The 18,457-nt window shown below is 38.7% G+C and carries 20 protein-coding genes and 2 riboswitches; of the genes, 15 read left to right on the top strand and 5 right to left on the bottom strand.

Features of this window, described 5'->3' with window-relative positions; translation table 11 throughout:
• Nucleotides 1-86: 86 nt before the first annotated feature.
• On the bottom strand, nt 87-950 hold the full coding sequence (locus JNUCC23_RS14480; RefSeq protein ID WP_454212070.1) for a hypothetical protein: 864 nt from the start codon (nt 948-950) through the stop codon (nt 87-89).
• Nucleotides 951-1,301: 351 nt separating this feature from the next.
• On the opposite strand from JNUCC23_RS14480, the gene JNUCC23_RS14475 reads away from it, so the two are divergent.
• From JNUCC23_RS14475 to JNUCC23_RS14465, 3 genes are all read left to right on the top strand, one after another.
• Nucleotides 1,302-1,493 (top strand): YqgQ family protein, encoded by a 192-nt coding sequence (locus JNUCC23_RS14475; RefSeq protein WP_062178030.1) that lies wholly within the window; start codon nt 1,302-1,304, stop codon nt 1,491-1,493.
• Nucleotides 1,494-1,549: 56 nt separating this feature from the next.
• Nucleotides 1,550-2,518 (top strand): ROK family glucokinase, encoded by a 969-nt coding sequence (locus JNUCC23_RS14470; protein ID WP_403070102.1) that lies wholly within the window; start codon nt 1,550-1,552, stop codon nt 2,516-2,518.
• Between the two features lie 179 nt (nt 2,519-2,697).
• The gene (locus tag JNUCC23_RS14465) at nt 2,698-3,885 is read left to right on the top strand and encodes a YqgU-like beta propeller domain-containing protein (RefSeq protein WP_403070105.1); all 1,188 of its coding nucleotides are present in this window, start codon (nt 2,698-2,700) and stop codon (nt 3,883-3,885) included.
• 52 nt (nt 3,886-3,937) lie between these two features.
• Here the strand turns inward: JNUCC23_RS14465 and JNUCC23_RS14460 are convergent, their stop codons facing one another.
• A complete protein-coding gene (locus JNUCC23_RS14460) occupies nt 3,938-4,114 on the bottom strand; it encodes a DUF2759 domain-containing protein (RefSeq protein WP_082674971.1) in 177 nt (58 codons plus the stop codon).
• Between the two features lie 546 nt (nt 4,115-4,660).
• Between JNUCC23_RS14460 and JNUCC23_RS14455 the strand changes: the two genes are divergently transcribed.
• Nucleotides 4,661-5,293: an MBL fold metallo-hydrolase gene (locus tag JNUCC23_RS14455; RefSeq protein WP_062183069.1), complete on the top strand. Its 633-nt coding sequence runs from the start codon at nt 4,661-4,663 to the stop codon at nt 5,291-5,293.
• Nucleotides 5,294-5,450: 157 nt separating this feature from the next.
• Here the strand turns inward: JNUCC23_RS14455 and JNUCC23_RS14450 are convergent, their stop codons facing one another.
• Nucleotides 5,451-5,696 carry a DUF2626 domain-containing protein gene (locus JNUCC23_RS14450; RefSeq protein WP_062178037.1) on the bottom strand — a complete coding sequence of 82 codons (246 nt, stop codon included), beginning with the start codon at nt 5,694-5,696 and terminating at the stop codon, nt 5,451-5,453.
• A 562-nt stretch (nt 5,697-6,258) separates the two neighbouring features.
• On the opposite strand from JNUCC23_RS14450, the gene comGA reads away from it, so the two are divergent.
• Genes comGA through JNUCC23_RS14410 form a run of 8 tightly spaced genes read left to right on the top strand, consistent with a single transcriptional unit; the run spans nt 6,259 to nt 10,468 of the window.
• Nucleotides 6,259-7,332, top strand: coding sequence for a competence type IV pilus ATPase ComGA (comGA, locus tag JNUCC23_RS14445; protein ID WP_454212066.1), 1,074 nt, complete (start codon nt 6,259-6,261; stop codon nt 7,330-7,332).
• Nucleotides 7,319-8,350: a competence type IV pilus assembly protein ComGB gene (gene comGB, locus JNUCC23_RS14440; RefSeq protein ID WP_454212064.1), complete on the top strand. Its 1,032-nt coding sequence runs from the start codon at nt 7,319-7,321 to the stop codon at nt 8,348-8,350. The genes comGA and comGB overlap by 14 nt, the downstream gene beginning before the upstream one ends.
• Nucleotides 8,351-8,361: 11 nt before the next feature.
• Nucleotides 8,362-8,673, top strand: coding sequence for a competence type IV pilus major pilin ComGC (comGC, locus tag JNUCC23_RS14435; RefSeq protein ID WP_454212062.1), 312 nt, complete (start codon nt 8,362-8,364; stop codon nt 8,671-8,673).
• The gene (gene comGD / locus JNUCC23_RS14430) at nt 8,666-9,124 is read left to right on the top strand and encodes a competence type IV pilus minor pilin ComGD (RefSeq protein ID WP_454212060.1); all 459 of its coding nucleotides are present in this window, start codon (nt 8,666-8,668) and stop codon (nt 9,122-9,124) included. The genes comGC and comGD overlap by 8 nt, the downstream gene beginning before the upstream one ends.
• Nucleotides 9,111-9,431, top strand: a complete 321-nt coding sequence (locus tag JNUCC23_RS14425) for a hypothetical protein (RefSeq protein WP_454212058.1) — start codon at nt 9,111-9,113, stop codon at nt 9,429-9,431. Before comGD ends, JNUCC23_RS14425 begins: the two co-directional genes overlap by 14 nt.
• On the top strand, nt 9,382-9,864 hold the full coding sequence (gene comGF / locus JNUCC23_RS14420; protein ID WP_454212056.1) for a competence type IV pilus minor pilin ComGF: 483 nt from the start codon (nt 9,382-9,384) through the stop codon (nt 9,862-9,864). Before JNUCC23_RS14425 ends, comGF begins: the two co-directional genes overlap by 50 nt.
• Nucleotides 9,851-10,255, top strand: coding sequence for a competence type IV pilus minor pilin ComGG (gene comGG, locus JNUCC23_RS14415; protein WP_454212054.1), 405 nt, complete (start codon nt 9,851-9,853; stop codon nt 10,253-10,255). Before comGF ends, comGG begins: the two co-directional genes overlap by 14 nt.
• Before the next feature lie 36 nt (nt 10,256-10,291).
• Nucleotides 10,292-10,468 (top strand): YqzE family protein, encoded by a 177-nt coding sequence (locus tag JNUCC23_RS14410; protein WP_082674974.1) that lies wholly within the window; start codon nt 10,292-10,294, stop codon nt 10,466-10,468.
• 386 nt (nt 10,469-10,854) lie between these two features.
• On the opposite strand, the gene JNUCC23_RS14405 is transcribed toward JNUCC23_RS14410, so the two are convergent.
• A complete protein-coding gene (locus JNUCC23_RS14405) occupies nt 10,855-11,649 on the bottom strand; it encodes a YqhG family protein (protein ID WP_454212052.1) in 795 nt (264 codons plus the stop codon).
• Nucleotides 11,627-13,312, bottom strand: coding sequence for a DEAD/DEAH box helicase (locus JNUCC23_RS14400; protein ID WP_454212050.1), 1,686 nt, complete (start codon nt 13,310-13,312; stop codon nt 11,627-11,629). Before JNUCC23_RS14400 ends, JNUCC23_RS14405 begins: the two co-directional genes overlap by 23 nt.
• A gap of 342 nt (nt 13,313-13,654) precedes the next feature.
• Nucleotides 13,655-13,742: riboswitch (glycine riboswitch) on the top strand.
• 3 nt (nt 13,743-13,745) lie between these two features.
• Nucleotides 13,746-13,832: riboswitch (glycine riboswitch) on the top strand.
• A gap of 63 nt (nt 13,833-13,895) precedes the next feature.
• On the opposite strand from JNUCC23_RS14400, the gene gcvT reads away from it, so the two are divergent.
• The 3 genes from gcvT to gcvPB are packed head-to-tail and all read left to right on the top strand — an operon-like array spanning nt 13,896 to nt 17,818.
• Nucleotides 13,896-15,005, top strand: a complete 1,110-nt coding sequence (gene gcvT / locus JNUCC23_RS14395; RefSeq protein WP_062178068.1) for a glycine cleavage system aminomethyltransferase GcvT — start codon at nt 13,896-13,898, stop codon at nt 15,003-15,005.
• Between the two features lie 13 nt (nt 15,006-15,018).
• Nucleotides 15,019-16,368: an aminomethyl-transferring glycine dehydrogenase subunit GcvPA gene (gene gcvPA / locus JNUCC23_RS14390; RefSeq protein ID WP_403070141.1), complete on the top strand. Its 1,350-nt coding sequence runs from the start codon at nt 15,019-15,021 to the stop codon at nt 16,366-16,368.
• The gene (gcvPB, locus tag JNUCC23_RS14385; RefSeq protein WP_403070144.1) at nt 16,361-17,818 is read left to right on the top strand and encodes an aminomethyl-transferring glycine dehydrogenase subunit GcvPB; all 1,458 of its coding nucleotides are present in this window, start codon (nt 16,361-16,363) and stop codon (nt 17,816-17,818) included. The genes gcvPA and gcvPB overlap by 8 nt, the downstream gene beginning before the upstream one ends.
• Nucleotides 17,819-18,457 lie beyond the last annotated feature (639 nt).

The raw sequence follows: 18,457 nt of genomic DNA, 5'->3' as shown, positions 1-18,457 counted from the left end.
AGACAGTTGACTAAAGCTAACCTTTGAAAAAAGCCTCGCATGAAGAATAAATATTTTTCTTCGTGCGAGTGCTTTAGAAATAACTTTTATATACTTTGCCGAAGCACTATAGGTGTTCCGTCGCTAGTTTGCAATAGAATGAGAAGCTCCGTTTGATTTTTTGCAACAAGTACAATTGGGATAGTACTTCCAATTGGATTTAGGATGCTTCCGTCTTCTTTTTGTATTCCCAAAAGATAATTTTTATATAACCCTTCCCAAAGTTTTCCGATTATTTCTTCTCTCTGTGCCGATGGAAAACTTTTAAGTAGTTCATCGGTCCTGTTTGGCAAATCCGTTAACGGTAATGCGGTGTAATGATTTTCTAGGATGCCGAATTGCTTCAGGGCGTCTGTATAAGCTGTATCTACAATAGACCTTGTGTACTTGTCAAGTGTATGCTGCCATTTTTTTTGCTCATTATTGATCGGATCGTGAAATGTTTGAAAGTCCTTTTGGAGAGAGAGGATTGCATAAAGATGATCTTTACTCATTTTTTGCACACTTGTATAGGTGTTTTCTTTCGGATGCACTTCCCCATAATGGAAGCTGACGCTTTCGAAGAGACCACTTTCTTTTTCAGAAAAAGATTTTGTATGTAATAAATTTGCTTGATCTTGTTTCCAATCCTTTATAAGTCCTAGTAATCGGCCGTTTCTAAATAATAAAGAAATATCTTGGCGTAAATAAACCGGCTGAGCTAAGGTGGATTCGACTTTCCAGTTTACTTGATAGTGTGACGTACCTTTTTGCTTTGCACGTAAATTCGTATCAGCTGTAGTAAAGCGGAGGTCAGGGTCTATCGGGAAAAAAATAATGGTATCTTCGACAGATTTTGATCCGAAGGTAAAAAATGCAGCTAATAGAGCAGTTACTAATATAATGGCTGTATGCTTCCATTCGATTTTCATCATGCACCTCCAAAAAAATCACGGTACTCTATCTTATGAATGAAGATGGACAACTATGAAAATATATTTTGTTTTGCAAATAGATAAAACATTCATGAGCTCCTGCTCTAAAGCCTATCGATAAAGTGAAACTCCCATTAGTGGGGGGGACAGCCTGTTAAACCGGGATAAAAAGGTTCACAGGTTTTATAAACTGTATCACCTTATGAAGGTGGCGGTGCGGAGCTGATTTCGCGAAGCCCCGCCCCGTTTTTTTGCAAAAAAACGCTTTCACTTGTCGGTTAATCATGTATTCGCTATACTTTTACTAGAATATAAATTAAGTAAAGCAACTTTAGGAAAGGGACATTCATGAAAACAATTTATGATATTAAAACATACTTAAGAAGATTTGGAACGTTCATCTATACAGGTGACAGAATCGCAGATCTTGAACTGATGGAAGTAGAGATTCGAGAAATTTACAAGTTAGGTATAATGGACACTAAAGAATTCCAGATGGCTATTTTGTTGTTAAGACAAGAGATTCAGGCTTCGGAATGAGAAGTAATCGGGTTGATGTATATAAACATTCAATAAAAAAGTAGAAGGTGACATAAATGGATAAATGGCTAATGGGCGTAGATTTGGGTGGAACCACAACGAAGCTCGCAATTATTAATATGTACGGTGAAATTCTTCATAAATGGGAAATTGCCACTGATATTTCAGATAATGGTCAGCGCATCACCACCAATATTGCCAAAGCGATTGATGATAAATTGGCGGAATTAGGAGAGTCTAAAAGTAAGTTGCTTGGGGTCGGAATGGGGGCACCAGGCCCTGTAAATGCTGTAAATGGTTCAATCTATGAAGCTATTAATCTTGGCTGGAACAACTATCCGTTAAAGGATTTACTGGAAACGGAAACTTTACTACCAGCTGTCATTGATAATGACGCGAATATAGCGGCACTTGGAGAAATGTGGAAGGGTGCAGGAAATGGGGCAAAGGATATCGTTTGCGTGACGCTTGGAACTGGAGTCGGTGGCGGGGTCATTGCTAACGGATTAATGGTTCATGGGGTAAGCGGTGCGGGTGGAGAATTAGGTCACATCACAGTCGTAACAGACGCAGGTGCTCCTTGTAACTGCGGCAAAACCGGCTGTCTTGAAACGGTAGCTTCCGCGACAGGAATCGTTCGTTTGGCAAAAGAAGCTCTGGAAAAAACAAACGAACCTTCCTTGCTCCAAGAAAAAATAGATGGTGGGGAAAGCTTATCATCGAAACTACTATTCACATGTGCAGAAGAAGGAGATGCTATATCTCTAAAGGTTATTCAACAAGTTAGCAAGTACTTAGGCCTTGCTTTAGCACAGGCAGGTAATATCTTGAATCCGGAAAAAATCGTAATTGGCGGAGGGGTCTCTAAAGCGGGTGATTTACTGCTTAAACCAGTTCGGGAGTATTTTGAATTCTACGCATTTAAGCGGGTTCGCAAATCAACAACAATTAGCATGGCTACACTCGGAAATGATGCAGGAGTCATTGGAGCTGCATGGCTTGTGAAAAAACATTTCGCTAATTAATGGATCTTGATAAATCATCACAATGAGAGGATGTTCCAAGAAAGGGGTTGACCCTTTCGTTATGGGGCATTCTTTTTGTCATGTATGATAATAAAAAAATATTTTGTGACAGTTTTTGGGGGCTTTCGTTGATTTTTTGTTTTATAATGAATATCTAAAGCATTAGTAAAAAAGGAGGTGTGGGGGTTGAAAAATTTTTTAGGGCAGTAGTTCATCTATTGCTGCGACCGGGACTACCGGCAATTCGGTTAAACAATTGTTTTGTATTATGTACCATCTCCATATTCCTTCTCCTAACGGCTTGTGAGGCCACGAAGAATGAAGAAACACTGAAACCAGAAAAAGAATTAGAAAACCCCGTTGTCGTTGAAGACAAGTATGAGCTACCTGAATTTCTAATCGACAAACACGAACAGATTGTACAAGTGTATGGCTGGTTGGATTCCTCCACCATTATTTATTCGGAAAAACTCGGTAAAAATAACCAATTACAGGTGATGAGCTGGAATTTTCAGACGCAGAAAAAAAGCGTTTTTTATCAACCAACCGAAGATATTGTGGATGTCAGTATTAGTCCAGATCGATCGTACGTGCTCGTTCATTTAGCTCCATTGGCTAATGAAGCAGTGATTGAAGTTTTAAACCATGATGGCACGATGGCTTTTTCTGCTTCTGTTCCATCAATTGAGTTAGCTTATGAATGGAATATACATGACCAAGGTGTGTTGTTTCTTTCTAGTTTTTTTGAAGATTGGTCATATCGAACATACATCGTAAATACGAAAGAACAAAAGATTGAAATGATAGAATTTCCACAGCCCTTTGTGAAGTGGGGAAGTAAGGAAGACCTGCTGTATCTAGACTGGGATGAAGATGAGCCTAATTTAAAAGCCCCACTTATGAAAAAGAATCTTCGTTCAAATCAGCGGGAAAGTATGATGCTTGACGTTATTTACTTTACTCGAACAGAGCATACATTAATGACGATTCAAGATCAAAGCGAGAACTATGATAAAGCTACTTATAGCTTTTTTACTGATAAAAACAAACTTATTACAAGTTTTTCAGCACTACATTTAAAAAACTATTCAAGTTGGCTGATCCCTTACTTCGACATGAGAGAAGAAACTTCTCAATTTATCTCTTTCATACCAGAAAAAGCGGCGAATGTTGGTCAATATGCTGGGGGATTTTCCTTACACGTATTCAACTGGAAGACTGGAAAAGAAGAAGTGATTCTTACGAAAGCGGAAAACGAACCATTAAGCTGTTCGCCGAACGGTATTTGGTGCCTTTATGGGAATCAATTTGAAAAAATTATTAACTTGAAAAATAAAACAGTGAAAAATTTATTTGAAATTAGCTAAAAATAAAGAGGCAGCCGATTGGCAGCCTCTTTATTTTTACCGCTTTAAGTAATCAGTGTACTAGTGTTGGAAAGCCGTTGTTAATGACAGTCATAATGGCAAACCAGCCAAATACAACTGTACTTCCTCCAGCAAACAAAATCGCTAGAATGTTTTTATCTTTAAATGCACGTAGTGTAGCAGCTAGTCCTAATATTGCGACTAGAGCGAAAATAATTACTAATCCCATGTTTTTGCCCCCTTTGTTCTCAATCTTTGCTTACTTATACTGTACCCAAAGATTTGATAACGAACTTTAGAATATGTAATTTTGATTGCATATATTAACATTTTAATGTTTTTTTGGATGTTTGTCGAGGTTTAAAAATGAACCTTTTTTTATGAAGGACATGGGGACGGGTCTACGCGACTTACTTTTATAACCAATTTACTTAGCAAGTATATTTAGATAATCAAGAAAGCGTCCGAAATTCCGGCTCCGCACCGCCACCATTGTGATTAGGCGAGTGTAGCGTGTTTAATGAACTATCCTTCATAATAACTGGTGGCGTCTTAACACCATTCAGGTTTTGTAATTAGATTGATGCTTCATGGTAAATGATGGCGTTATTACGCCACATTCTTTTTGTAAGTTAAATGAATGGTTTTATTTTTTCAAAAATGATAGGTTTAAATCGTCATATGTTTCTCGCGAATCTAATATGAAACATCATGTCTTATAAGTTGTGTAAAATGATCATAAAACGTTTTGCAATTAGAATAGGAGTGGAAGATATTGAAGTGGAACCAGATTCCTTTAGGACCGTTACAAACAAATTGCTACGTCATGGAGAAAGCAGAAAAGTGTGTAATTGTCGATCCAGGCGGAGAAGGTAATAAATTAATTCAGTATATTCAGACTAAAAGGTGGCAGCCCATAGCGATTTTATTAACACACGCTCATTTTGACCATATCGGAGCCGTGGATGTTATTCGAGATTATTACCAGATTCCCGTATACTTACATGAAAAGGAAGCAAAGTGGCTTGCAGATGCAGATCTAAATGGCTCAAAATCATTTACTCCAGGGAACCCAATCGAAATAAAGCCTGCAGATCAAATGATTACAACAGAATTTGACTTGGTGCTTGGCGAATTCCATTTTATTGTATTGGAAACTCCAGGACATTCACCAGGAAGTGTTTCCTATTATTTACGAGATGAAGGTATGATTTTCGCAGGTGATGTACTTTTCCAACAAAGTGTAGGCCGCACAGATTTAAGAGGTGGCAATGAACAGCAATTGCTGAAAAGCATTCACGATAAGCTATTAACTTTGCCAGAAGATACGATTGTCTTACCTGGACATGGTCCGATTACGAACATTGCCGATGAAATGGATCAAAATCCGTTTCTGAATGGATTTTAAGATAAAAAATATGAAAAAAGAGGGTTTCCAAAAAAAAGAAAGGGTCACAGACCCCACATCTACTATAGATCGTTTCCTTGTCGTGTGAATGACATTATAAACGGTGTATAGAGTGTGAGGTCAGCCCCTCTCCTTAGCCCCTTTTACTATGTAGCAATTAATGCGCTGCCCCGCCCGCAGGCAGTAAAAATACTGTGTAGTAGCTGTATCCGACAAAGAAAACGGTTAAATAAGCGCCAAACACATAGATATACATACGCTCTGAAAGACGAAGATAACTTAAAAGTACAAAAAAACCAGTTTGCCCGAAGAAAAGTAAAGATAATGCATACATGTCTCCAAGGTAGAAAAAGATTGCCATAATGGCTGTCCAAAAACCTAGAACGCGATACATACGATCCACTCTAATACCCCCTTTAATTCCCATTGATGGTTACATCTAACGTAATTATAGAATAGTTGCTCACGAACTGTAAAGTCTAGTTTGTAAGCAATACCAAATATGTACAGGGTGATAAGCTTTAAAACAGATAGAGGTTGTTCAAAAATTCCGGTAAAAAAGCTTGCGAATTGTATCCAAGCGCAGTTTTGACCGTCTGTTAAAATCGCGCACGTCCTGTGCAAGTCCGGTACTCAACGTTACTGCATACGCGAAAGGTTCCCGATATGCGCTCGCAGAACATCTTGGCTCTATTTAACCCTTTTGAACACGCACTTTAAGTCTTATTTACTATGCCCATTATTATATATGGAAATTCTTATGGCAGTGAAAGAATCAGCAAGTCATGTAATCTAAACAAGCCCAATAATCTAAAGCCAGTTAGAAAAATATTCGTAGCATTATTATGGACGGTCATCCTATTTTTCCTTCAAAAAAATATTTTAAATAATTTTATTTTTTTTTGAAGGATTTTGCCAAAAGGCGTCGAAATGTATAATTAACCAAAATAGGAGGTGAATTGTAAGTGAAATCGATTGAAAAGACAGCTGACGATATCCTTTCGCGCGCTGTCCGTCTAGGAGCATCTGATATTCATATCGTTCCTAGAAAAGATGGTCCTCTCATCCAGTTCCGCATTGAAAGTAAGCTACATCCTCAGGAAGTGTTAACGAAAGACGAAAGTGATCGCCTCATTTCTCATTTGAAATTTCTTGCTTCGATGGACATTGGTGAAAAAAGACGGCCGCAAAGCGGAGCCATTACCCTTGAGTTGGACAACAAAATTATTGGTCTAAGATTATCTACGCTACCCACCACTTTTTCCGAAAGCCTTGTGATTCGTCTCATTCCTAAGCAAAATATTCTTCCCGTCGAACAGCTTTCCATTTTTAAGAATACAGCGGATAAACTATCAGCTCTGTTAAAACACTCTCACGGATTACTGATCCTAACCGGACCGACCGGAAGCGGAAAAACCACTACCTTATACTCGTTGCTTCACCACGCAAAAGACATGATTAACCGCAATGTTATCACCTTAGAAGACCCCATTGAAAACGAATCAGAACAAGTCCTTCAAGTCCAAATTAATGAAAAAGCAGGTATTACGTATTCAGTAGGCTTAAAAGCCATTTTGCGACACGATCCCGATGTGATTATGGTAGGAGAAATTCGTGATGTAGAAACGGCGGAAATCGCTGTGAGAGCGGCCATGACGGGGCATCTCATACTCACAACGATGCATACAAGGGATGCCCAAGGTGCCGTATACCGGTTGCTCGAATTTGGAATCAGTTGGATTGAAATTCAACAAACCTTACTAGCTGTGACGGCTCAAAGATTGCTAGAACTTCAGTGTCCAATCTGCAAGAGAAATGAATGTGATGGCGAGTGTGGTATTAAAAAGAGAAGAAAACGAGCAAGTGCATACGAACTTATTACAGGTAAAGAGTTGTCAGCAGTATTGCAATCGGCCAAAGGTGAAGGGAATGACGTATATTATCGAAAATTAAGGAATGAAATCGGCAAAGCAGTTGCATTTGGGTATGTAAATCAAGAGGAATTTACAAGATTGGTGTATGAACATGAAACGAAGTAATTGGAATATGAAGGAGCAATCACAATTTCTTCTCAAATTAGGAGAGCTTTTAGAATTTGGCTACCCGCTTGCCGAGGCCATCCGATTTCTTATGCTTCAGCATACTAAAAAGAAAGAAGCGGATTTACAACGTTCGATTTCAGAGCTACGAAGCGGAAATCCTTTTCATAGCGTCTTAACTATGCTGAATTTTCATCCTCAATTGGTCCACTTTATTTACTTTTCAGAAGCATACGGCAACCTACCTAAAGCACTTCAGGAAGCAGGACTGTATTGGGGGCAAAGAAATGATGACATTGAGAAATTAAAAAAGATCTTTCTGTATCCTCTTTTCCTCATTTTCTTTGTAACAATTGTATTTTATATGATGAAAACCGTGCTTCTACCTAAAATTCAAGCTCTCTTTCAAACGATGAATGCTGAAGAAACGTTGTTATTACAAATCATTGTTTTATTTGTAACTTTATTGGATTTGCTTCCTTACCTCCTCGTTTTTGCGATTATCGTATATCTGCTGCTTCACTCATTTTATTTGAAGAAACTCTCGCCTTTTAAACGCCAAAGCTTGCTTTTAAGAATCCCCCTCCTTGGCACCTTTATAAAATTGTACGAAACCCACTTTTTTGCAAGCCAATTAAGCGGCCTTTTAGTAGGAGGATTATCTATTAACGAAAGTATTACCCTATTCGAAAAGAGTGGAGTTCAGCCGTTTTATCATGATGTTTGTCAATTAATAAGAAATGAATTAACGGAAGGGAAGCCGCTTGACGCCATATTTCGAGATCTGCCCTATTTCGAGAAAAGGTTAAGTGTCATTACCGCAAACGGTCAGAAATCGGGAAGGCTTGAGCAAGAATTATATATGTATAGCCGTTTTATTTTGGATCAAGCCGAAGAGAAGATGAAGTTTATGATGCAGATTATTCAGCCAGCCTTATTTTCGCTAATTGGTCTTGTGATTGTTTCCATTTATTTGGCTGTTCTGTTACCAATGTTTTCGCTTATGAAAGGACTTTAAGGAGGAAAAAAATGAATGAAAAAGGGTTTACACTCATTGAAATGCTCATTGTTTTGTTTGTCATTTCTATCCTGTTAATTATTACGATCCCTAACATTTTGAAAAACCAAAATTCAATTCAGTCAAAGGGTTGTGATGCCTATGTGAAAATGGCTCAAAGTCAAGTACAGGCTTATCAAATCGATCATCATGCATTACCAGAGAGCCTAGCTGAATTGAAAGATAAGGAATATCTTAAAGAAACCTACTGCCAGAAGGAAGGAGATATTATTCTGAGCGCAGATGGAGAAGTCAGCTTAGTGAAGGAGAGTCAGGATGAATAATGAGATGACAATTACTAGTGACGAACAAGGCTATACACTTTCTGAGATGTTGCTTGTTCTGTCTATTTTTATGTTAATTGTTTCTCTAAGTGTCGGCTTTCTACCAGGCTTTTCAAAAAGCATGGAGAAACAGCTCTTTATGGATCAAATGATTGATGATTTGCATTATATACAGCATTATGCAATGACTCATAATATGAAGACGATTTTTTCGATTGATACGAAAAACAAAAAATACTATGGATTCACCGATTTTAAAGAGAAAATACTTGTTCAACGATCGATTCCAAATGACATAAAAATTGATAAAGGGAGTCTGAATTTGGAAATTACCTTTTACCAAGAAGGAGTACCTAAAATGTCAGGTACTTGGTTGATTCGGACGAAAAATTCAGTAAATAAACTCACCATTTATTTAGGGGCAGGAAGGATGAAAATTGAGAAACTCTAACGGATATATATTTCTAGAGACTATGATTGCTTTTGTTATCTGCTTATTTATCGTGAGTACGATTTTGCCTATCGTCCATGAAGTCAAAATTGATCGTGCAAATATAAAAATTAGATCCGTTGCCCTGCACCTGCTTTATGAAACATTGGCCGCTTATCTTGATGGTGATGGAAGATTGTCACCGGAATTATCGGACGAGTACCGTTTCACTTGGACGATTGAAGACGAATCGACAAAGGTAATGGGATGTATTGAATATGAAAATGCAGAAGGTTCATATGAAACGGTTTGTGACGCAGTTGAATAATCGAGGGTTCACACTCATTGAGATGTTGCTGTCCTTGTCGATCTTTATTTTGATTGCTGGAATGATTGTTCAGCTTTATGTAGTAGTAGGGAAAGAACTTTATCAGGAAAAACGGCTCAATCAAATGGAATGGGAAATTTTTCTGCAACAAATCAAGGGAGAACTTTGGCAATCTAGCAGCCAGACTATATTAAATGACAGCATATATATGGTTGTAGGGGAAAATATTATAAGCATTGAAAAATATGATCATATTTTACGAAGGCGGGTGAATCGTACGGGACATCAAATTATGCTTCAAAACGTTTCTAGCTTTCATTGTAGGATGGAAGAAAATAAGATTGTTATATCCGTAAAAGATTTGGCAGGAAATACGTTTACAAGGGTGCTGAGACCCTTCGTGACAAGTGGATTTGAAAATGTGCAAGAATGAAAAAGGGGCTGTATTGCCTGTCACAATGGTTGTAGCCTCGATTTTGATTGTGTTCACTTTTTACAGCATAGAGAAATTCAACCTTGAAAAAATGTTTTACAAAAATGTTGAAAATGTTTTAGTACTTGATCATCTTCTGTTGTTGGCCTCTCATGAAGTACAGAATATGGTCGCTCATGATGCGTATGTTGATGGAGGTGTTCTTCATTTTCCAAATGGGACCGTTGAGTATGCAATGATAAGCAGCGAAGAGCGCTATTCTTCGCTGGAATTATTTGCATTAACCACGCAAGGGCTGAGTAGGAAAGTGAATGTCCTTTATGACATAGAGGAGGGAGAGTTGGTAAAGTGGGGAAAAGTATTTACTCTAAACGATCATATGAATAAATAAGCTGATTTTGTCCATATTAAATAGTAGGTGATGTCTATGTCTACGAATGATTATATTAAATATTTAACGCAGCAACTAGTAAAATACTTTGAAGTTCCAAAAACCGTTCGAAAGGAACAACGCAAACATAAAAAAGAAAATAGACCAACATTTCTAAGTCAATGGTTTGGAATTGTACCTTTCGCAATTAGCATGCTTTTAAAAAGAAAATAAAATGAAACTTCCATCAGTGTTTTTCCCACTGATGGTTAGTTAAACCGGGATAAACGAGAGAGATTGTCCAAATAGGGTCAGACTCCACACTCTTTACACTGTTTAGTGTGTCATGTACACATCATATAAATAGTGTTTAGAGAGTGTTGGGGTCTTGACCCTTTTTGTTTCTAGAAGAGGATGTTCACAAAGTCCGGTAAAAAAGCTTGCGAATTGCATCAAAGCTCTGAATGACCTTCTGTTAAAACTGCGCACGTCCTGTGCGCAACACAGAAGTCAGCACATCCTTCACGTATTACTATATACGTTCCGGTCCTCTCGAGATGCGCTCCTCGAACTTCTCGGCTCTTTTTATTTATCATCTTTTTTGAACACGCACTAGAAGACTAAATCGCTTGATTGGATAAATAAAATAATCCGCCATTAACAATAGAAATAGTAATATTCGGTTCATAGCGATTTTGTAATGCTTCTTTTTCGGTATAGTAGCTCTCAGCTTTGTCTTCCATGTCTTGATAAAAGTTTTCAAGTAACCGTAAATCATCTTCCCATCGCTCGATCGCTCTTTCAGCCCAAGTATGATCGTCTCCTTCGAAAGTTCGCCTAATATATGAGTCAAGCCTGAGCAGACCGCTTTTTGGTTTGATGAGCGGCGATAAGGTAAATGAGTAGTCTGGAATTTTTGGAGTTACTTGTATTTGTAAAAGCCTTTCATGAAACTGTTCGACGATTTCTCCTGTTATTAAATTTAAGCCTGCAGACAACAGAATATCTTTCTTGCGATCACTTTGATAGGAAACTTTTGCATTGATAGAAAGCCATGGATATAAAGGATTCTGCGTATGGTCCTGCTGGATAATCTCCTCGTATAAGCGGATAAATCCGGCAAGCTTTTTCGTAGATGCAAAAATCTGATGTAGTCGTTGTGATCCGAAATGGATCAGTTCCCCTTTGACGTCAGCTGGTGCCTGTTGTGGATCTGTTATAAGGGTAAGCTGAGATGGGTTGGGAACGCCACCGGTTTTTTCAAGGTAGTGCCAGTAAAAGGGACGGTTCATCAATTCCTTATCGAGTTCAATCGTTAATTGAATCATTAAATAAGCAGAATGGTTTTCTATGATTTCACAATGATTCGCTTTGAAATAGGTGAGCAAGAAATCATGAATTTCCTGTTGCTGCATGAAGATTTCCCTCCTTCATATCTTGGGCGAATTGAATCATGGAAGAAAGATTATCCATTTTAATTTTCATCTCACCTTCTGATTTTGACCCATCTACTACATCCACTAAATAATCTTCAATATTGCCGATATCTAATTTTGTTAAAATATCATCTAAATCCCCAATCACTTTTTCAAATAGCTGAATCTTTTCATAGAGAAGTTTCAAGATATGTTCTTCTACTGTATTTTCCGTCGCGAAATTATAAATCATGACATCTTGGGTTTGACCGAGCCGATGAACCCTGCCAATTCGCTGCTCCAACCGCATCGGATTCCATGGTAAATCAAAATTGATTAAATGATGACAAAATTGTAAGTTGATACCTTCACCGCCAGCTTCTGTAGCAATTAGCACTTGAATCTTATTTTGAAAAAGCTCTTTCATCCAATCTTTTTTACCGCGCTTAAACCCGCCACGAAAAGGTACTGAGCTTATGCCGTTTTGCTGTAAAAACCATTGCAAATAAAGTTGTGTAGCTCGGTACTCCGTGAAAATAATGACTTTATCGTTGATTTTCTGGATTAATTCCAACGTCTTCTCTGCCTTTGAATTGCGCTCAACTTGCTTTGCTGTCTCAAAGAGATTATTCAACTTTTCTATGAATTCAGGTGCAGGATTTTCATGTTTTTGAGACATGTTTTTTAAAGTGGTAAAGACTGCTTCTTTGCTGCTACATGCTTCTCTTTGGAGGGTTAGGCTTGAAAATGCACTTCCCACTCCTTCAGATTGCGATCGGAACGCAGCTACAGCGTCATATAAAGCCTGCTCAGTAGGTGAGAATTTAATTATAATTGTTTCAACATGACGTTTCGTCCACTCGATTCCAGTATCGGCACGGCGGTTTCGAATCATAACCGTATTAACAAGCTCCTTAAGATGTTCATCTTCATAGATGGTGCGGCCTTTTCCTTTATACTTTTCAGAAAAAAGAGCTGCATTTCCTAAATGTCCAGGTTTAAGAAGAGAAACAAGATGAAAGATTTCTTCTACCTTATTTTGAATAGGTGTAGCAGTTAAGAGAAGGCAGAATTTCTTTTTCAAACTTTGAACAAATTCGTAGTTTTTCGTTTTATTATTTTTTAATTTATGAGCCTCGTCAATAATGATTAAATCGTATTCTTGCTTAAAAATGATGTCTCTATGTGGATTACGCTTCGCTGTATCTATGGATGATACGATACAATCGCATGAATCCCATACATAGCTTTTTCTCTGAACAACAGCGGGGATATGAAATTTTGTATTTAGCTCAAACGCCCATTGGGAAACGAGTGAAGCAGGAACGAGAATCAGGACTTTTTTCACGAGACCGCGAATCATATATTCTTTAATAATTAAGCCAGCTTCGATTGTTTTTCCAAGACCTACTTCATCAGCCAAAATTGCTTTGCCATTCATAGTCTCGACGACTTGTCGGGCAGCTTCAAGTTGATGAGGGAGTGGTGTTAGCTGATTAAGATGATGAGGTGCTTGCAGTCCTTCAAATTCTGGAATGGCCAGATGCTTTTCCGCTTGAACTGCAAGTTTATACAGCTCCCAATTCGCCCAAGGACCATCATTCTCCACTTTATCTAAAAATTCTTCTGACCATTCATCGTCAAATTTGATTCGAATTTGCATAAATATTGCTCCTTTCTAAATATAAAAACCTAATACACGAACATTAAGGTGATAAATATAAAAAAAGTTTGGTTTTTTGTGAAAAGATGATTGCGATTCAAGCATTATTAATGGTAGTATGAACGTAACGAATAAATTTTGAAATTTTCTATTAATAAATATGATTTTTATTTGAAAGACTTCCACTGTTTGATTTACTATAGTAGTAACAGAATTCTAGGTGTTTGGTGAAAGTAGCCTCTTTTTCTGTGAAATAAAGATTGTGTAAAGTCGGCAAAGTCCGTTTTAGTTGTTCAACCCTTATTTACATAGTATGTTCAAAAAAGACAATATTATATGCGGATGAAGGCTGGGGGAGAGACTACATTTGTAGCGCCGAAGGAGCAAGCTTAGCAGCGAATCTCTCAGGCAAAAGAACCCTTGTTGGACGCAACTCTGGAGAGTGTCTAAAGGCGTAAGCTTTTAAGACCACCAAAGGGGAAAGCCTTTTAAAGGTAAACTTTCAGGTTTCAGGACAGAGAAATAGCTCAAGAGGAGCTTCTCTGTCTTTTTTTATGCCCAAAAAAATGTGAGGAGGCGTAGTATGACTGAATTAAAAAGGACGCCGTTATTTACTATTTACGCAGATTATGGTGGTAAAACGATTGACTTTGGTGGCTGGGAGCTACCAGTCCAATTTTCTAGCATTAAAGAAGAACATGAAGCAGTACGTACAAAAGCAGGCTTGTTCGATGTCTCTCATATGGGGGAGTTTGTTGTAAAAGGTGAAGGAAGCACGGACTTTTTACAAAGAATGATTACGAACGATATTCTCAAGCTTGAAGTAGGGCATGCGCAATATGCCGCATTGTGCTATGAAAATGGTGGAGTTGTCGATGATTTAATTATTTACAAGAAAGCGAAAAATGACTATTTATTAGTCGTGAATGCTGGCAATATTGAGAAGGATTTCAATTGGCTGCACGATCACTTGATTAAAGATGTTGAACTGACAAATATCTCAAATGAAGTTGCTTTGCTTGCTCTTCAAGGTCCAGCTGCTGAAAAAGTCCTTCAGAAATTAGCTGTAAACACAAATTTGAGTGAGATTGACTTTTTTACTTTCAAAGAAAATATGGAACTTAATGGAGTCACGGCTCTCGTCGTATCACGCACAGGGTATACAGGGGAAGATGGCTTTGAAGTGTATTGTAATAACGAAGACGCAAAAATACTTTGGAAAGCGATTCTCAAAGCAGGTAAGGATGAAGGCGTTCAACCAATCGGTCTAGGTGCTCGTGATACGCTCCGGTTCGAGGCGAAGCTCCCGTTATACGGTCAAGAGTTAACACCTAATATTTCGCCAATTGAAGCGGGAATTGGTTTTGCGGTTAAAGTTGACAAAGAGGCTGATTTCATCGGCAAGTCTGTTCTTGCCGAGCAAAAAGAACATGGTGCACCGCGCAAGCTTGTCGGCATCGAAATGATGGAACGCGGCATACCACGTCATGGTTATTCTGTTTACTATGGTTCTGAATTGATTGGCGAAGTGACAACTGGGACACAATCGCCGACATTGAAGAAAAACGTAGGTCTTGCCTTATTGAAAAAAGAGTATACGGGAATTGGAACAGAAGTTGAAGTTGAAATCCGTTCCAAACGCGTGAAAGCCATAGTGGCTAAGACACCATTTTATAAACGACCAAGAGGATGAGGGGGAGAAATTCATGACTAAACATCGCTATTTACCGATGACTGACCAAGATCAAAAGGAAATGTTAGCCGCAATTGGAGTTCCTACTATAGATGAGCTATTCAGTGATATTCCACAGAGCGTACGTTTCCAAGGTGAATACAAGATTAAACCTGCTAAATCAGAACCAGCTCTTTTAAAAGAGCTTACTAAATTGGCTGGGAAAAACGCCGATGCAAAGCGCTATGCTTCTTTTCTAGGTGCTGGTGTATACGATCATTATCAACCAATTATCGTTGACCATGTGATTTCTCGTTCTGAGTTTTATACAGCGTATACCCCTTATCAGCCGGAAATTTCTCAAGGAGAGCTCCAAGCAATCTTTGAATTTCAAACGATGATTTGTGAATTGACTGGCATGGATGTTGCCAATTCTTCTATGTATGATGGTGGAACTGCTCTTGCTGAGGCAGCGATGCTAAGTAGCGGGCATACAAAACGTAAGAAAATCTTGATTTCTAGTACGGTTCATCCTGAGTCCCGTGATGTTGTAAAGTCGTATGCGTTGGGACAGCGTGTTGAAGTAGTGGAAATTCCACATCTTGATGGTGTAACCGATTTGGATGCACTGCAAGAATTAATCAGCGACGATATTGCAGGAGTCATCGTTCAATATCCAAATTTCTTTGGGCGGATTGAACCTTTAAAGGAGATTGAAAAAATCGTTCATGAACAAAAAGCGATGTTTATTGTCTCAAGTAATCCCTTAGCGTTAGGCGCCTTAACCCCACCTGGAAAACTAGGCGCAGATATTGTTGCTGGAGATGCTCAACCATTTGGAATTCCTGCAGCATTTGGTGGACCACATTGCGGCTATTTTGCAGTAACGAATAAATTATTGCGTAAAGTACCAGGTAGACTTGTCGGGCAGACCGTTGATGAAGATGGCAAACGTGGCTTTGTATTAACGCTTCAAGCTCGAGAACAGCATATTCGTCGTGATAAAGCAACTTCTAATATTTGTTCGAACCAGGCACTAAATGCTCTCGCTGCTTCCGTAGCTATGACAGCACTCGGGAAAAAGGGTGTAAAGGAAATGGCTGTACAAAACATCCAAAAAGCTCATTATGCGAAAAAAGCTTTACAAGCTAAAGGAATCGAAGTCGTGTTCGAAGGTCCTTCGTTTAACGAATTCGTGATTAAGCTTCCAGCATCGTATCGTGAAATCAATGATCAATTGTTTGCGAAAGACATAATTGGCGGCTATCATCTAGGTTTAACGTACCCAGAACTTCAAGATCACATGCTTGTAGCCGTGACAGAGTTGAGAACAAAAGAAGAAATTGATGCATTTGTACAAGAATTGGGGGATAGCCATGAATAATCAGGATCAACCATTAGTTTTTGAAATGAGTACCGAAGGACGCATCGGTTATAGTCTACCAGAAATGGACGTAGAAGCTATCTCACTTGAAGAACTGCTTCCAACTGACTATATTCGCGTTGAGGAAGCGGAATTGCCAGAAGTATCTGAGCTTGATATTATGCGTCATTACACAGCACTTTCGCATCGTAATCACGGTGTGGATTCAGGTTTTTATCCACTCGGTTCTTGTACGATGAAATATAATCCTAAAATTAACGAAAATGTAGCTCGAATTGCCGGTTTCGCCCATATTCACCCACTTCAAGATGCCAGCACTGTGCAAGGTGCACTTGAGCTCATGTATGATCTTCAAGAACATCTTGTGGAAATTACGGGGATGGATCAAGTCACACTACAACCAGCTGCAGGAGCACATGGTGAGTGGACTGGGTTAATGATGATTCGCGCGTACCATGAAGCAAACGGAGATACGAAACGTACGAAAGTCATTGTCCCGGATTCTGCCCATGGAACAAATCCAGCTTCTGCAACTGTTGCTGGGTTTGAAACGATCACAGTCAAATCCGATGAATTCGGTTTGGTTGATCTTGAGGATTTAAAACGCGTAGTAGGTGATGATACAGCAGCACTCATGCTAACGAATCCAAATACATTAGGATTGTTTGAAGAAAATATTTTAGAAATGGCTAAAGTTGTCCATGATGCAGGTGGAAAACTGTATTACGATGGTGCGAACTTAAATGCTGTCCTTTCCAAAGCGCGTCCCGGTGATATGGGCTTTGATGTTGTGCATTTAAATCTGCACAAAACGTTTACTGGACCACATGGCGGTGGCGGCCCAGGTTCTGGACCAGTTGGCGTCAAGCAAGACTTAATCCCGTATTTGCCTAAGCCTGTGCTTATTAAAAAAGATGGTCAATATACGTTTGAATATGACGTACCTCAATCGATCGGCCGTGTTAAGCCATTTTACGGAAACTTTGGCATTAATGTTAGAGCGTACACATATATTCGCTCAATGGGGCCGGATGGCTTGAAAGCCGTGACAGAGAATGCGGTTCTAAATGCAAACTATATGATGAGAAGGCTCGCTGAGTATTACGACCTGCCATACGATAAGCATTGCAAACATGAATTCGTATTAAGCGGCAGACGCCAAAAGAAACTAGGCGTGCGTACGCTCGATATTGCCAAAAGATTGCTGGATTTCGGTTATCATCCGCCGACCATCTATTTCCCGTTGAATGTTGAGGAATGTATGATGATCGAACCAACTGAAACAGAATCAAAAGAAACATTAGATTCATTCATTGAGGCGATGATCCAGATTGCCAAGGAAACAGAAGAAAATCCAGAAATCGTTCAAGAAGCACCACATACGACAGTAATCAAGCGTCTGGATGAAACACTAGCAGCCCGCAAACCAATATTGCGTTATCAATCGTAGCAGTAATTAGGAGGGTCTGACCTCACACTCTATGCACCGTTTATCGTGTCATGTTCACGGTTTAAACGATATATAGTAGATGTGGGGTCTGACCCTTTCCGTTTTGGATACCCTCTTTTTCTGTTTTCTAGAGGTATAGGTATCTCTACTCATTACTTTACTTGAAACAGGAAAATGGAAGGAAATAAAAATAGACAATACGGTACATAGCGAGCAGAATAGAAAAGATGGTTCTTACCCTAATTCAAATAATCATTGAATAGTCTTTTAGAGGTTATTTAAAAAATCCGATAAAAAACATCAAAGCTCATGAATGACCTTCTGTTAAAACCGCGCACGTCCTGTGCGCAACACAGAAGTCAGCACAACCTGTGCAAGTCCGGTCCTCACGCATTACTCCATCCGCGAAAGGTCTCTCGAGATGAGCTCCTCGAACTTCTCGGCTCTTTTTATCCTCCATTTTGAACACTCACTATTAGGAATAAAAACTTCACCGTATAGTTCTTCTTCATAATATCTTCAACATTCTTTTATTAAATAAGGTTTCCACGAAGTAATAATTATCAATTGACGAGGAAAAGCTTAAATGATATTGTGTATGATATTGTGTAAAAGAATAATTTGTTTATTAAACAAATT

The organism is Peribacillus sp. JNUCC 23 (genome assembly GCF_053653995.1).
The sequence above is the reverse complement of the archived record's forward strand: the minus strand, read 5'-3'. Positions and strand labels throughout refer to the sequence as shown.

Excerpts from the sequence above, each read along its gene's own strand:
- JNUCC23_RS14410 (WP_082674974.1), top strand. The coding sequence starts at position 10,292 with ATGTCTACGAATGATTATATTAAATATTTAACGCAGCAACTAGTAAAA.
- comGF (WP_454212056.1), top strand. The coding sequence starts at position 9,382 with ATGAAAATGCAGAAGGTTCATATGAAACGGTTTGTGACGCAGTTGAAT.
- JNUCC23_RS14460 (WP_082674971.1), bottom strand. The coding sequence starts at position 4,114 with ATGGGATTAGTAATTATTTTCGCTCTAGTCGCAATATTAGGACTAGCT.
- comGD (WP_454212060.1), top strand. The coding sequence starts at position 8,666 with ATGAATAATGAGATGACAATTACTAGTGACGAACAAGGCTATACACTT.
- JNUCC23_RS14475 (WP_062178030.1), top strand. The coding sequence starts at position 1,302 with ATGAAAACAATTTATGATATTAAAACATACTTAAGAAGATTTGGAACG.
- JNUCC23_RS14405 (WP_454212052.1), bottom strand. The coding sequence starts at position 11,649 with ATGCAGCAACAGGAAATTCATGATTTCTTGCTCACCTATTTCAAAGCG.
- gcvT (WP_062178068.1), top strand. The coding sequence starts at position 13,896 with ATGACTGAATTAAAAAGGACGCCGTTATTTACTATTTACGCAGATTAT.
- comGB (WP_454212064.1), top strand. The coding sequence starts at position 7,319 with ATGAAACGAAGTAATTGGAATATGAAGGAGCAATCACAATTTCTTCTC.
- gcvPA (WP_403070141.1), top strand. The coding sequence starts at position 15,019 with ATGACTAAACATCGCTATTTACCGATGACTGACCAAGATCAAAAGGAA.
- JNUCC23_RS14400 (WP_454212050.1), bottom strand. The coding sequence starts at position 13,312 with ATGCAAATTCGAATCAAATTTGACGATGAATGGTCAGAAGAATTTTTA.
- gcvPB (WP_403070144.1), top strand. The coding sequence starts at position 16,361 with ATGAATAATCAGGATCAACCATTAGTTTTTGAAATGAGTACCGAAGGA.
- comGC (WP_454212062.1), top strand. The coding sequence starts at position 8,362 with ATGAATGAAAAAGGGTTTACACTCATTGAAATGCTCATTGTTTTGTTT.
- JNUCC23_RS14470 (WP_403070102.1), top strand. The coding sequence starts at position 1,550 with ATGGATAAATGGCTAATGGGCGTAGATTTGGGTGGAACCACAACGAAG.
- comGG (WP_454212054.1), top strand. The coding sequence starts at position 9,851 with ATGTGCAAGAATGAAAAAGGGGCTGTATTGCCTGTCACAATGGTTGTA.
- JNUCC23_RS14480 (WP_454212070.1), bottom strand. The coding sequence starts at position 950 with ATGAAAATCGAATGGAAGCATACAGCCATTATATTAGTAACTGCTCTA.